This is a genomic window from Stenotrophomonas sp. STEN030, from assembly GCF_056759995.1.
Map to the genome: position 1 here is coordinate 1 of NZ_JBRREB010000001.1, position 13,476 is coordinate 13,476.

Below are 13,476 nucleotides of genomic sequence, written 5' to 3' on the forward strand. Positions count from 1 at the left end.
CGGTAGAGGCCTTACCGGTAGAGCCCCTTGCCGAGCATGGCTCGGCACTACAGGTGGGACTCAGCCGGAGATCGCCAGGCGCTCCTGGCGGTAACGCCACACGGCTACCGCCCACAGCAGCACTGCCAGCAGCACCGAAGCACCCAGATACACAGCCCATTGGGTGGCCGATGGCATCTCGCCGCGGGTCACTTTCACCAGCATCTGGTTCTGCGACAGGAACGGCACCGCGTACTGCCACAACTGGGTGTCCTTCAGCGGGTAGGCCATCAGGGCATAACCCGGCAGCATCGGCAGCAACATCAGCCAGACCATATGGCTCTGCGCTTCCTTCATGCTCTTGGAGCTGGCCGACAAGCAGGTCAGCAGGGCTGTGCCGATCAGCACCAGCGGCAGCAGGATCACCAGCAGCTTGCCCATCGCCGCGAAGCTCACGTCCAGCGAGCGTGCCGCCCCACCGCCAATACTGGCGCTGACCTTGAACGAGATCAGGATCAGCAGCATCGACGCCAGGCCCAGCAACACCGCTGCCAGCATCTTGCCGCTGACCAGCGCACCGCGTGCTGCCGGCGTGGCCAGCAAGGGCTCCAGCGACTGCCGCTCACGCTCACCGGCGGTGGTGTCCATGGCCAGATGCGAGCCGCCGATGAAGGCGAACAACATCAGCACCAGTGGCAGCACCACCGACAGGAAGATGCCGCGCTTGGCCTCGGCCGTGGCCAGATCGCGGGTGCCGACATTGACCGGCGCGGCCACCATCGGATTGACACCACGTGCCAACAAGCGCAATGCGCCCACCGATTGGCCGTAAGCAGTCAGCACACTGCGCACCCTTGCGATCTGCACGTCGCCGGTACGACGGGTGGTATCAGCGACAATCTCCACCTTGGCCGGCTTGCCGGCCTGCCAATCGGCAGCGAAGTTCTCGTCGATCACCAAGGCCAGATCTTCGCGCTGGCTGCGGATCAGTGCTTCGTAGTCAGCCGGCGCCTCGGTGGCATTGATGCCGCGACTGGCCAGGAAGGCAACCAGGTTCGGGGCGCGGGCGATGCCCACCACCGGGATGCTCAAGTCCTTTTCCAACTGCGTCTCGGCGCGCAGGTTGGTGAGCTTGTTCATGCCCAGGAACAGCAGCGGGTACAGCAGCGGCGCGGTCAGCAAGGTAAGCAGGAAGGTGCGGCGGTCGCGGGCGAAGTCGCGCAGCTCCTTGCGCATCACCGTGAAGATGGCGCGGAAATATCCAGTCTGGCTCATGCGTGCAGGCCCTCCTCGCTGCCGATCAGTTTCACGAACGCGTCTTCCAGGTTGCTCTCGTGGGCCTGCTCGCGCAGTTCATCCGGCGTGCCCTGGGCCACTACCCTGCCCTGCGCGACAATCACGATGCGGTCACACAGCGCGGCGACCTCCTGCATGATGTGGCTGGAGAAAATCACGCAGCGGCCTTCCTCACGCAGTTCCTTGAGGAAGCCACGCAGGCCACGGGTAGTCATCACGTCCAGACCATTGGTCGGCTCGTCGAGAATCACATTGCGCGGGTCGTGGATCAGCGCGCGGGCAATCGCGGTCTTGGTGCGCTGGCCCTGGCTGAAACCCTCGGTGGCACGATCGAGGAAATCCTCCATCTGCAGCGCCTTGGCCAGGCGCGCGGTGCGCTCGACGATGGCCGACGAGCTCATGCCATGCAGTTCGCCGAAGTAATCGATGTTCTCGCGGGCAGTCAGGCGCTTGTACACACCGCGCGCATCCGGCAACACGCCAAGGCTGCGACGCACCGCGTTGGGGTCGACCGCGGCATCGATGCCGTCGACCAGCACGCGGCCGCTTTCCGGCGTCATCAGCGTGTACAGCATGCGCAGCGTGGTGGTCTTGCCGGCGCCATTGGGGCCGAGCAGACCGGTGATCTGGCCGTCGTGGGCGGTGAAGCCGACGTCATCCACTGCAATCACCGGCGTCTTGTCCTTGCCCCTGCCGGGGAAGGTCTTGCGGAGTCGTTCTGCAACGATCATGGAAGCTAATCCTCAGTGATGCGGTGATGTCACGGTTCCCAGCCATTGAAGCTGGTGAACGGCGGCACGTAATTGAGTTTTTCCAGGCAGGCACCGTCGAGCGCCTTCGGGTCGGTCTTTTCGATGAACTGCGCGAACAGCTTGGGCATGCAGCCAGCGCCGATGACGTTGTGGCCCTGGCCACGCAGCACGAACAGGCGCGCGTTATCCAGGTGCTTGACCACTTCTTCGCCATAGCGCGGCGGCGTCACCGGATCGAACTCGCCTTCCAGCACCAGCGTCGGCAGCTTGCCGGCCAGCGGCTTGTGGAAGTCGGCTGGTGCGGTGCCCTTGGGCCAGCTGGCGCACATCGCGCCCATGGCTTCGGCCATCTGGTTGCCGAGCACGGTGTCCGCGTCGGCACCGTTGGCGACCATGCTTTCCTTGTCTTCGCTGCACACCACCGACAGCTGCATGCCCATCGCCATGGCATCCTTCATCTCGCCCTGCAGCATCTGCGTCAGCGCCATCAGGTTGTCGTAGCGGCCGCCATTGGCTTCATGGATGAGCTTTGGCAGCAACGCGCCGGCAGCCGGCATGTAGGCATACATGCGCACCAGTCCGGCAACGGTTTCGGCACGCAGCTCGCCCTGCTGCTGTTCGCCTGTGCTGGCGTCGCGGTACTGAACCGTCACCGGCTGCGCACGCAGCTTGGCCAGCAGCGTGTCCAGCTCGGCACGTGGATCACCCAGCTTGTCCTTGCACGAGGCGGTCTTGGTGCATTGGGCGAACTGCAGCGCCAGTGCATCATCCAGGTTGCGCGCGAAGATATTGCCCAGTTGCAGGCTGTTCGGCACCACCGAGTCGAGCACGATGCTGCGGGTGGCCTGCGGATGACGCATGGCGTACTGCTGGGCCACACGGGTGCCGTAGCTGACACCGACCAGATTGATCTGCGTCGCACCGATGGCCTGACGCACCGCATCCAGATCCGCCACCGCCTCGGTGGTGGTGTAGAAGCGCAGGTCGGCCTTCTTTGCCAGCTCGGTTGCGCAGCTCTGCGCCGCTGCCACCATCGAGGCCGTGCTGAAATCCGCATCGTCCGGCGTATCGCAGGCCAGCAGATTGGATTTGCCGGTGCCGCGCTGGTCGACCAGGATCACGTTACGGTGCTTGCGCACCTCGGCAAAAGCAGCATCCACCTGCGGATAGGTAGCAACTGCGGCCTGGCCCGGGCCACCGGCCAGGAAGAACACCGGGTCTGGCTGCAGATCGCTTTCCTTCTCCGGGGCTACCCAGGCGATGTTCAAACTGATCTTGCGACCTTGCGGGTTTGCCCGGTCTTCGGGCACTTCCAGCGTGGTGCACTGCGCTTCCAGGCTGTCACGGCTGCCGGCCGAGCTCAGGCTGCAGGGTTGGAAGTTCAAGCTGCCAAGCGTCTGCGGTTTGCCGGGCGCAGCCGATACAGCTGTGGCTCCCGCCGCAGCAGGCACTGACGCTGGCGTATCGGTTGACCGCACCAGGCGGTAGCCGACGATGCCGGCGATCACAGCCAAGGCGAGGATGGTTTGGGTCTTACGGGACATCATCGGAACAGCCCCTCACGGTTGAAGAAGAAACGGGTCTACCTGCATCCAGACGCGGGCGCGGCAGCTATGTGACATCAGGAAAGAAAATTTCTTCGATCCGGCTTTCGAACAGGCGGGCGATACGGAAAGCCAACGGCAGGCTGGGATCGTACTTGCCGGTCTCCAGCGCGTTGACCGTCTGCCGGGAAACCTCCAGCTGCTCGGCCAGCTCGCCCTGCGACCAGCCCTTGGCTTCGCGCAACTCGCGTAATCGGTTATCCATCGTCGCAGCTCAGTGGTAGCGCCGTGCGACTACGGCCTTGGCCAGCCCATACGACAGGCAGACCAAGGGAAACACCCAGATCATCGCCACGTTGGACGGCACATCGATGACCTTGGCCGACTGCAGAAAGCCCCCTGTCAGGTACACAAGCGAAATGAATGCCGTGGCAAAACTCACCGCCTCCAGCTCGATGCGCTGCTGCAGCTCATCGGCATCGCGGATGTAACGGATCATCGCACGCAGCACCAGCATCATCGGTGGCACCGGCAGCAGCGCGATCAAGGCGCGCAGCAGGCCGTCCTCGACCCGCTTGAGCAGCAGGATCGACAGCACCAGCAGCACCACATAGCCGGCCATGGCCAGCATCACCTCACGGGTATAGCGTTTGCGCAGTTTGGCCGGGGCGGCATCGCAGCCGTCTGGCATCAGCCGGCGCAGCAGCGCCGCCAGTGCGAGGCCAAGAGCAATGCCAAACAGGACGCCGCTGACTTGCTGCGACGCAGCCATCGGCTGCCAAAGCAGCAGGGCGGATGCGACCAGCGTGATTGCAGCGGCGGCAATCAACAAGCCGACCGTCCAAAGATTGCGGCTTATCGCCCGGCCCCTTGCAGCAGCGGCTGCGAGCCGGGCGATACGACAGCACACCGGCGGGCAACGAACGCCGTTGCTGCGGAACAAACAAGAAACCTGCAATGACGCATGGCCAACTCCTGTAAAGCACGCTTGATACATCCTGCGGCCAGCACGGCCGAACTGTCAAGCGACCTTTACAGATACAACCAGTTCGTCGTTCACTCCGCATCGAACTAAGGCAGCTGGTGATGTCGACTCACCGCGACAATCTGAAGCTCGCCCACATTTTTCGTGGCCGAATGCTCAATGGCCGATGCCGATAACACCAGAACACCAGAACACCAGAACACCGTGATTAAGAACCAAAATATCGCATATCAGTCCGTCACCATCAACCAAGGTCCGCGAGAAATGATCAACGGACAAAGCTCGAACGCCTGCAATGTTATCCGCAATATGAGCGGTGGTAGTACGTGCCGGGCTAGAGAATCCCACTGACGGCAGTTCGCCATGTCGACTCCCCGTAATTTAGTGCCAGGCTAAACTAGAGGTTTCCGGTTCGTGGTACTGGCGGAATTCGGCGGGCGTCAGCCCGCCGAGGCTGTCGTGAGGTATATCGGTGTTGTAGTCGGCCAGTCACTGCTCCGCCTGTTCGCGTACTTCTCCGAGGTTGCGGAAGACGTGCATATCCAGCACGCCACGTCGGAAGCTGCCGTTGAAGCGTTCGATGAAGCCGTTCTGCGTCGGCCGGCCTGGCTCGATGAAATCCAGCGCGATGTTCTTGCGCTCGGCCCATTCCGCCAGCGCCAAGGCGATGAATTCGGGGCCATTGTCCAGGCGAAGCTTTGCGGGGTAGCCGCGCCACGCCGCAATCCGTTCCAAAGTGCGAATCACCCACGTAGCCGGTAAATTCAGATCTACGTCGATGGCCAAAGCCTCGCGACTGAAATCGTCGATTACGTTGAATGTACGGAACCGTCGTCCATCCCAAAGCGCGTCGGACATGAAGTCGATCGACCAGCTGCCGTTGATCTGCTCACCGGCCACCAACGGCATCGGGTGTCGGTTTGGAAGACGCTTCTTCCCCAGCCGACGCTGATTGAGTTTCATCAGGCAGTACACACGCCAGACACGCTTGTGATTCCAGACCAAACCGCGGCGACGAATCAGTTGAAACAGCTTGCCGAAGCCGCGCTCCGGAAAACGCTCAGAGAGCTCGGCCAATAACGCGATCACCTCTTCGTCCCGATCCGGTCGATGGCGGTAGCGTGCCGTCGACCGTGGCATCCCAATCGCCGCACAGGCCCGGCGTTCGCTCCAGCCGTGGCGGTCCTGCAGCCAGGCCAAGAGCGGGCGCTTATGCGCCGGGTCTAAAGCTTTTTTGCAATCAGATCCTTCAACGCATGATTCTCCATCGCCAGTTCGGCGTACATCCGCTTGAGCTTTGCGTGTTCGCCCTCAACGTCGCGCAACCGCTGCACGTCCGAAGCTTCCATTCCGCCGTACTTGGACTTCCAGACGTAGTAAGTCGCATCGGAAATGCCAAGCTCACGGCACATTCTTGACCTGCCTTCCAGCCTCAACCTGCTTCAACGTCGTAACGATCTGACTCTCGGTGAATTTGCTCTTGCGCATTGGTGGCCTCCTTGGGGCTAGTTTGCCCGGAGACCTCTAAGAATGCCTGGATCAAGTTTACGGGCAGGCGACAATGACAATCCCCGGAAAATCCATAACGTTACGGAGAAGGAAAAACTCGGCACCCTCTAATAATGCCCATCACCCCTACGCCAAATTGAGAGTATTCCTATGTACGAAGAATGCCCCATTAATGTTGAATCGGAACGGAGGCGCAAGAGCAAATCAACTAATGCTACGAAATTTATTTCGCAAAGAAGTATTGGAAGAAAAACGGGCAGGGTGGTCGGGAGATATTTCCTTGGCTCGTCCCATTCCTACCTGGGCGCTCACGAGTTTGGCAGCAACGACAGCAGCAGTTGTCGTCATATTTTTGTTTATTGGGAGTTATACACGACGCGAACGCGTACCCGGCCAACTAGTGCCCAGCCGAGGGTTGGTAACAATCGCCTCACCAGCCGCAGGCGTCGTGAGGGGACTAAACTATCAAGAAGGCCAGTCTGTTAAGCCAGGAAATATATTGGCCACTGTTGTTCCGCCCTCATATACGTCCGTAAGCGCGAACACAGTGTCCTCGCTCCAACAAGTTGTTGACGAGAAGGAAAAATGGCTAACAGATGCTTTGTACAGCGAGCAACGCCAACTCGATAACCAGCTTCTGGGGCTGCGGGCGCAGCTAGCCATAGCTTGGAGAGAGTTTGAACACCTCCAAAAGGAAATCTCAACGCAAGAGAAGCAGGTGGTCGTCGCAAAGGACATGCTGGACCGCATCTCCAAGGCTGAGGCGGCTAAGATAATTAGCACAATGCAGGTGCGCCAGCAAGAAAGCAACTTACTATCGCAAGAGAGTCAGCTACAGTCACTTCAGAGACAATCCCTGAGTGCTCAGCGCTCGATCTCCCTGTTAGAACAACAACTTTCTGTAATCCCTAACCAAATGGGAGCGCAGCAGGCGGGCTATAAGCGAGAGCTCGCCACGCTGAGGCAAGATCGAATTGAAACCGCGACTCGCGGCGAACTTCGGGTAGTCTCGCCAACAGCCGGAATTGTATCTACTCAGCTGGTAAGTCTTGGACAATCCGTTCAAGCGGGCCAGATTATCTCAGTTCTATTACCAGAGAACAGCCATCTCCAGGCCGAACTCTTTGTTCCTAGCCGCGCCATTGGTTTCGTGAAAGCGGGAAATCCCGTACTACTCCGATATAACTCATTTCCCTCTCAAAAGTTTGGAAGCTACAGAGGAAAAATTGAGCACATAAGCGATAGTGCTCTTAGTCCGGTCCAGCTCAAAAGCTCAGGTCTCGCAGATGAAGCAACAGAGCCGTTATATCGAGTACTGATAACTCCAGAAGCTCAAGAAATTCTTGCGTATGGGGAAAAAATTCCGCTCAAGTCCAGCATGACCCTAGAAGCCGAGATCATGGGTGACAAGCGAACCTTGGCCGATTGGGTTTTGGAGCCAATTTACTCCCTCCGAGGGAAATTGAACGATAAATCATCAATTTAAGAAATTGGCCCGCGGAGAGTAAGAACCGGAGGCGTGGATGCAAAAACTTTTTAAACCAAAAGGAAACACCATGAAACTATGCGATCTAAATTCACTCGGTCAAATTGAAATTATTGACCCAAAATTACTGGCTTTTGTTGATGGTGGACGAGCCGGATCTCCGAATCAAACGATGGAAGCCAACTCTGGCTGCACAAACAGTGGTGATTGCACGGACACGAGTAACTACGGGGGCTGCAGCAACCAAAATCATTGCGTTACCTAACTAGCCCGAAGCGGTCTTGAGTGAACATCCACGTCCCCGGCCCACTATCAATCAATGATTAAAACAGTAATTCAGTCTGAGGCTAGCGAATGCGGGCTTGCTTCGCTGGCCATGCTCTCATCGGCCCACGGCTTAGATATTGGGCTTCCAGAACTGCGGCGCCGATTCCCTTTCTCGTTAAAGGGGGCGAAGCTCACTGACATTATGAAAATAAGCAATCAGTTAGGATTCAAATCGCGCGCGTTACGATTAGAAATGGAGGGGCTGAAAAATCTATCCATTCCATGCATCCTACATTGGGACCTAAACCACTTTGTCGTTCTGGTTCGTGCTGGAAGTAAAAATATAACAATACTAGATCCAGCATGTGGCAAGCGAAAATTGCGCCTGGATGAAGCTTCAAAGCATTTCACCGGAATAGCGCTTGAAGTCTCGCCTTCCGTTGACTTCAAGTCGATCAAAACCAGCAGCTCCGTAAGTATTCGGCAACTCACCGGCCGGGTTCGCGGCTTGTGGGGCTCCCTGAGTCAGATACTAGTACTTTCCTTGGCGCTCCAAGTCTTTGTCATTGTTACGCCATTCTACATGCAGTGGATCGTCGACCAAGTAATCGCTTCCGCCGACAAAAGCCTCCTCGCTGTTCTAGCCATTGGTTTCGCTATCAGCCTAATTCTGCAGATTGCAATAGGCATTTTTCGCGGCATCTCAGTTATATATATCTCGTCTCGCCTCGGCCAGCAGTGGCTCGGCAATGTATTCTCCCATGCCATTCGATTGCCAATAGATTTCTTTGAGAAAAGGCATCTTGGTGACATAACGTCGCGAATGTCTTCCGTTCAAATCATACAACGAACCCTTACCACAAGCTTCATTGAAGCGATCATCGACGGCCTCATGGCAGCAATAACTCTCGGCCTGATGTTTCTATACAGCTGGAAGCTTGCATCTATCACCCTATTGGCAGTCGCGATCTACTCTGTTACGCGGGCACTAATTTATCAGACTATGCGCAACTGCAATGAACAGCAGCTTATATCCAGTGCGAATCAACAGACATATCTCTTAGAGACCCTTCGAGGGATGCAAAGCGTCAAATTGGCCGGCATCGAGTACCTGCGCCAAGGAGTCTATGAAAATTTTGTTATGCGGACTATGAATAGCGAGGTTCGGCTTTCGCGAATGACTCTAGGCTTCCAGAACTTTCGGGTCCTCATCTTTGGCCTTGAAAGAATTGTAGTTATTTGGACCGGCGCTCTACTTGCAATGCAAAATATATTCTCAGTCGGAATGTTGGTCGCTTATCTGGCGTACAAAGATCAGTTCACCGAGCGCATGGCATCGCTAATCGACAAGCTGGTTGAGTTCCGCATGCTGCGTCTTCACGGGGATAGACTATCGGACATCATCCTTACTTCGCCAGAAAATATAGTAGTCGAACCAGATTCAATTCCAAAGAATAATGCTGACATCGTTGTTAGCAGCATTTCATTTCGATACGGGATAGGCGAACCTTGGGTAATCAAGGACTTGAGTCTCCACATAACAGAAGGCGAATCCGTCGCGATAATTGGCCCCTCGGGCTGCGGAAAGACAACGTTGGCAAAGCTATTACTTGGTCTTATAAGGCCAACTGAAGGCAGTATCCGCATAGCAGGATTGGACTTGCATAGAGCGGGCCCCCAGAATCTTCGCAAGATTATCGGTTCGGTTATGCAAGATGACCACCTCTTTGCCGGAACAATCGGCGAGAACATTAGCTTGTTTACAGACGATTATGATCAGGAGCAGATTGAGAGTGCGGCAAAGTTGGCTGCGATCCACGAGGATGTAGCGGCCATGCCAATGGGTTACAACAGCTTGATCGGAGACATGGGAAGTGCGTTATCGGGGGGCCAGAAGCAACGCATAGTTCTTGCGCGCGCTCTCTATCGAAAACCAAGAATACTTATCTTGGACGAAGCGACAAGCCACCTGGATATCACTCGGGAGCGTCTCGTTAACAGTTCGATTCAAAATCTCGCATTGACAAAGGTAATTATCGCCCATCGCCCAGAAACAATCGCCACTGCCGATCGGGTGATTGCTCTAGAAAATGGTCACACCCACTGTGTCGCACCTCCAGAATCTATCCCCCAGCCCCTTACTGAACTCAAGGATGATATAGATGAGCAGCTTCGCCGATAGAGAAAGACTCAAGTTCGACTCGCGCCTTATTAGTGCTTTTGACCAGAGGCGATTAGACCTCATTCTTCTTAGTACTGAAAAATGCAATTATCGATGCACGTACTGCTACGAGGACTTTCTAATCGGACAAATGCCTCCATCTGTCGTCAGTGGAGTTAAGAACCTCATCAAGCATAGAACTAATGACTTGCACCGCCTCAGCATAGAATGGTTTGGCGGCGAGCCACTACTCGCGCAGAAGTCTGTTTTTGATATATCAGAATATGCCTACGCTCTTTGCCAAGAAAAAGGAATTTCTTTCCACGGATCAATGACCACAAACGGTTCAAAGCTCACCGAAGCAACCCTTGGTAGACTTATTGAATGCGGAGTTACTGGCTTTCAGATAACTCTTGATGGTGACCGAGATCTTCATAACCTTACCCGCATAAAGGCCAACGGTCAGGGCTCTTTCGATGAGATATGGGGTAACTTGCTCGCCGCATCTGGAATGAAGGGTAGCTTTTCAATAACCCTTCGAGTTCATGTCTCTCCACAAAACTACGCAGGACTGGAATCCTTTGTAGATAAGATTCACGACCATTTTGGGAACGACCCTCGATTCTCAATTTACTTCCACAAAGTTAGCAACCTCGGCGGCGATACGAAGGATTTGATGTCATATGCAGAGTACGGCGAAAAAGTTCGCTTGCTCACAGATAAAGTTAAGAGGCTCTGGAGCGCAACCAACGATGATATAGCCCGATCGGAGCAAGATCTCCCAGCTCTAGGTTACATCTGCTACGCAGCGCGGCCCAACTCCCTCCTGGTGAGGGCAGATGGACGTATTGGCAAATGCACAGTTGCCTTTGATGACAGCAGAAACGATCTAGGACGAATCAATCAGGATGGCACCGTTTCGATCGACAATCAGAAACTAGCATTGTGGATGGCGGGATTTTCAAATATGGATGACAAGTCACTTGCCTGCCCTTTATCAAAGCTTGGGCATCTAACAGAAGAACATCCCGATAAGAGCAAGCGAATTTCAGTAGCTATGAGTACCGCTAGTACCTGACGCAACATGAGCCAACTACAAGCCGTAGTGTTATCAGTGCTCGGCATGAGCAAAATCTATATCTGTAGGTAGAAGTTTTTCTGAGTGGCGTGCGAACTTTACATAGAAGAAGGAGAAAGTTAATGATACGCGTAGAAAAAATTGCTCTCGATGAAAGAGGCATCATCCTCATCTCCGACCAAGCACTGCTGGACCAAGTCAGTGCTGGCTATGCCGCGAACTCCCCAAACTTGGTATCTACCAATGTTGGAGCGTGCTCAAACATCGCAGACTGTAGCAACGGCCTCAACCTCGGAGTGTGTATCCCCTAATGATTATATGCAACCTTAATCAATACGGCCAAATGGAGATTCTTGACGATGAGCTGTTGGCAGCTGTGCAGGGGGGCGTAGCTAGCACGCCAAACTTCACCTCCACCAACGGCGGCTGTACCAATGAAGCAGATTGTCTGGATTCGACAAACGCAGGAGTTTGTGCAAATCACGGCAGCTGCTAACCAACCAAAGCTTCCTTAACATAAACCGAGTCGCCTCGCACGCCACTCACCAACCGTCGCCAAAGTGAAATGATTTCAAAACGTTGCGCAAAGATTGCATTAACCACCATACTCGGAATGATGCCGCTTGCTGGCTCAGCTGCTTACGCCCCCTCGTGCATCGACGCGAGCGACCTGAAGCTTCCGGACACTCAACTTAGCAATTTTGAAAAGATGAGAGTTGCCGCCGAGATCAAGTACGCAATCGAAGTATTCTTTGCACACTGGGAGGGAGTTCCCGATCTCGATTTTGAATCTGAGTACGAAAACTATCTCTCCTCAATCTCGGAGTCGACATCACGCCGTCACTTCAATCTCGAAACTCTCAAGCTCTTTTCGAAACTCGGAAATGGCCACACAAAATTCGTAGACAACTGGATATGGAACACTTCCTTTGAAGGGACTGGCTTGCAAGTCAAGCACCAACAGGGTCAATGGGTTATTTACAATAGTAAACGGCCTGAATTAGCACCAGGCGAAATCATAGCCGATATTGATGGATGCCCAATTGACAAACTTGTCGCAGTGAACAAAAAGTATATTTCCGGATCAAGTAGTAGCTCGGTCAATAATCGTTTTTTTAATACACCCTATTTATTTCCAAAGAGATTCGTTGTCGGGCTGAATAGTGGGCGCCGAGTTGTCGTTGATAGAGCTCATTCGGGCGACTCTTGGCGCTCCTCGAACGATCCTGCAATGCTGCCTCCCGAAGTCTACTACCTCCGTGTTTCGTCGTTCACCAGCACTGATATGGAAGATTCCGCGCTCGCTTTTTTCGCAAGCCATCGAGATGCCAAAGCGGTAATCGTTGATTTACGTGGCAACGGCGGCGGAACCACGCCTACGAGACTAATGTCGGCACTCCTTCTTGATCCGTACAGAGATTGGACCGAGAGCTCGGCGATGTCAGTTGGCTTACTTCGTTCATACGGGAGCCTAATCACTGATCTAGAGAAGAGTGGCAAAGCTCAGAATCTTGAGCTCTATGGCTTTGCCATGGGAATGAAAAATTATTTTTCTCGCCCAACTCTAATGTCACCGGGTGGGCTAGTCGTGCCGAATAATCCGGTCTTCCAAGGAAAACTCGTGCTGTTGGTTGATGACGGCTGTGCATCAGCCTGTGAAGATTTCGTCATGCCGATAAAGCAAACTCGCCGTGCACTCCTTGTTGGCGACACTACCTTTGGGTCGTCCGGGCAGCCGAACTTTTCGAGATTTGAGAACGGAATGATGTTCTCCGTGGGCGCCAAACGAATGACATTCCCTGATGGCTCCTCCTACGAAGGTTTCGGGATTGAGCCGGACCATTTCGCCATCCCGACCGCTGACGATGTCAAAGATAGGAGCGACGTAGCTCTCAAGATGGCGATAGATCTTGCATCGACGTTCCCGCTCTAATTTCCATGCCGACGTGACAACTGGCATCTCCTTCTCATTAGAATCAGCCCGCTCCAATTTATTTTTGTTAGCCGATCCAGCTTCCGAGTTTGAGTACAGCGGTCATATCCAATTCGTATTGTGGGCATGCGGCAACCCGCCCCCCCCCTTGACACGCGCCGAATATTATGCATTATCGTTTAGCTAACGACGCTACGTTAGCTAAGTGGCCAGCACAGAAACCACTGAATTACTAAACCTCAAACTTCAAATTTCAAATTTCAAATTTCCTTTTGATACTCACACTAGCAGGGGCAATGGTTATGGCGGGAGCAACCGGTCATAGCATGGACGCTGTGCCATCTGAAGTTGGATCCATATTTCATCCATGACATTACAGTTGTTTGGCCTCAAGACCATACTTACCTACGACGCTGGCTGAGCCCATAAGCGTCGGCATATGTGCAGATCCGTCGACATCTGTTCGCCTATTGAGATCGGAAACAA

9 protein-coding genes and 1 pseudogene are annotated in these 13,476 nt (G+C 54.7%); 4 read left to right on the forward strand and 6 right to left on the reverse strand.

Translation table 11 applies throughout. The annotated features are described in order from the left end of the window. Positions 1-60 precede the first annotated feature (60 nt). The 6 genes and pseudogenes from ACVOLR_RS00005 to ACVOLR_RS00030 all read right to left on the reverse strand — a co-directional run bounded on the left by ACVOLR_RS00005 (position 61) and on the right by ACVOLR_RS00030 (position 6,044). On the reverse strand, positions 61-1,254 hold the full coding sequence (locus tag ACVOLR_RS00005) for an ABC transporter permease (RefSeq protein ID WP_481534614.1): 1,194 nt from the start codon (positions 1,252-1,254) through the stop codon (positions 61-63). Beyond that, positions 1,251-2,006: an ABC transporter ATP-binding protein gene (locus ACVOLR_RS00010; RefSeq protein WP_481534615.1), complete on the reverse strand. Its 756-nt coding sequence runs from the start codon at positions 2,004-2,006 to the stop codon at positions 1,251-1,253. The genes ACVOLR_RS00005 and ACVOLR_RS00010 overlap by 4 nt, the downstream gene beginning before the upstream one ends. Before the next feature lie 29 nt (positions 2,007-2,035). Beyond that, positions 2,036-3,571 carry an alpha/beta hydrolase gene (locus ACVOLR_RS00015; RefSeq protein ID WP_481534616.1) on the reverse strand — a complete coding sequence of 512 codons (1,536 nt, stop codon included), beginning with the start codon at positions 3,569-3,571 and terminating at the stop codon, positions 2,036-2,038. 67 nt (positions 3,572-3,638) lie between these two features. Continuing rightward, positions 3,639-3,836 (reverse strand): helix-turn-helix transcriptional regulator, encoded by a 198-nt coding sequence (locus ACVOLR_RS00020; RefSeq protein ID WP_481515999.1) that lies wholly within the window; start codon positions 3,834-3,836, stop codon positions 3,639-3,641. A 9-nt stretch (positions 3,837-3,845) separates the two neighbouring features. After that, a complete protein-coding gene (locus tag ACVOLR_RS00025; RefSeq protein WP_481534617.1) occupies positions 3,846-4,403 on the reverse strand; it encodes a hypothetical protein in 558 nt (185 codons plus the stop codon). Positions 4,404-4,937: 534 nt separating this feature from the next. Next, a pseudogene (locus ACVOLR_RS00030) lies at positions 4,938-6,044 on the reverse strand (IS3 family transposase). A 193-nt stretch (positions 6,045-6,237) separates the two neighbouring features. Between ACVOLR_RS00030 and ACVOLR_RS00035 the strand changes: the two are divergent. The 4 genes from ACVOLR_RS00035 (at position 6,238) to ACVOLR_RS00050 (ending at position 12,990) form a co-directional block, all read left to right on the forward strand. Beyond that, positions 6,238-7,551 (forward strand): HlyD family secretion protein, encoded by a 1,314-nt coding sequence (locus ACVOLR_RS00035; protein WP_481534618.1) that lies wholly within the window; start codon positions 6,238-6,240, stop codon positions 7,549-7,551. 322 nt (positions 7,552-7,873) lie between these two features. Beyond that, positions 7,874-10,000: a peptidase domain-containing ABC transporter gene (locus ACVOLR_RS00040; protein WP_481534734.1), complete on the forward strand. Its 2,127-nt coding sequence runs from the start codon at positions 7,874-7,876 to the stop codon at positions 9,998-10,000. After that, a complete protein-coding gene (locus tag ACVOLR_RS00045; protein ID WP_481534619.1) occupies positions 9,981-11,057 on the forward strand; it encodes a radical SAM protein in 1,077 nt (358 codons plus the stop codon). The genes ACVOLR_RS00040 and ACVOLR_RS00045 overlap by 20 nt, the downstream gene beginning before the upstream one ends. A gap of 565 nt (positions 11,058-11,622) precedes the next feature. After that, positions 11,623-12,990 carry a S41 family peptidase gene (locus tag ACVOLR_RS00050; protein WP_481534620.1) on the forward strand — a complete coding sequence of 456 codons (1,368 nt, stop codon included), beginning with the start codon at positions 11,623-11,625 and terminating at the stop codon, positions 12,988-12,990. Positions 12,991-13,476: the final 486 nt, after the last annotated feature.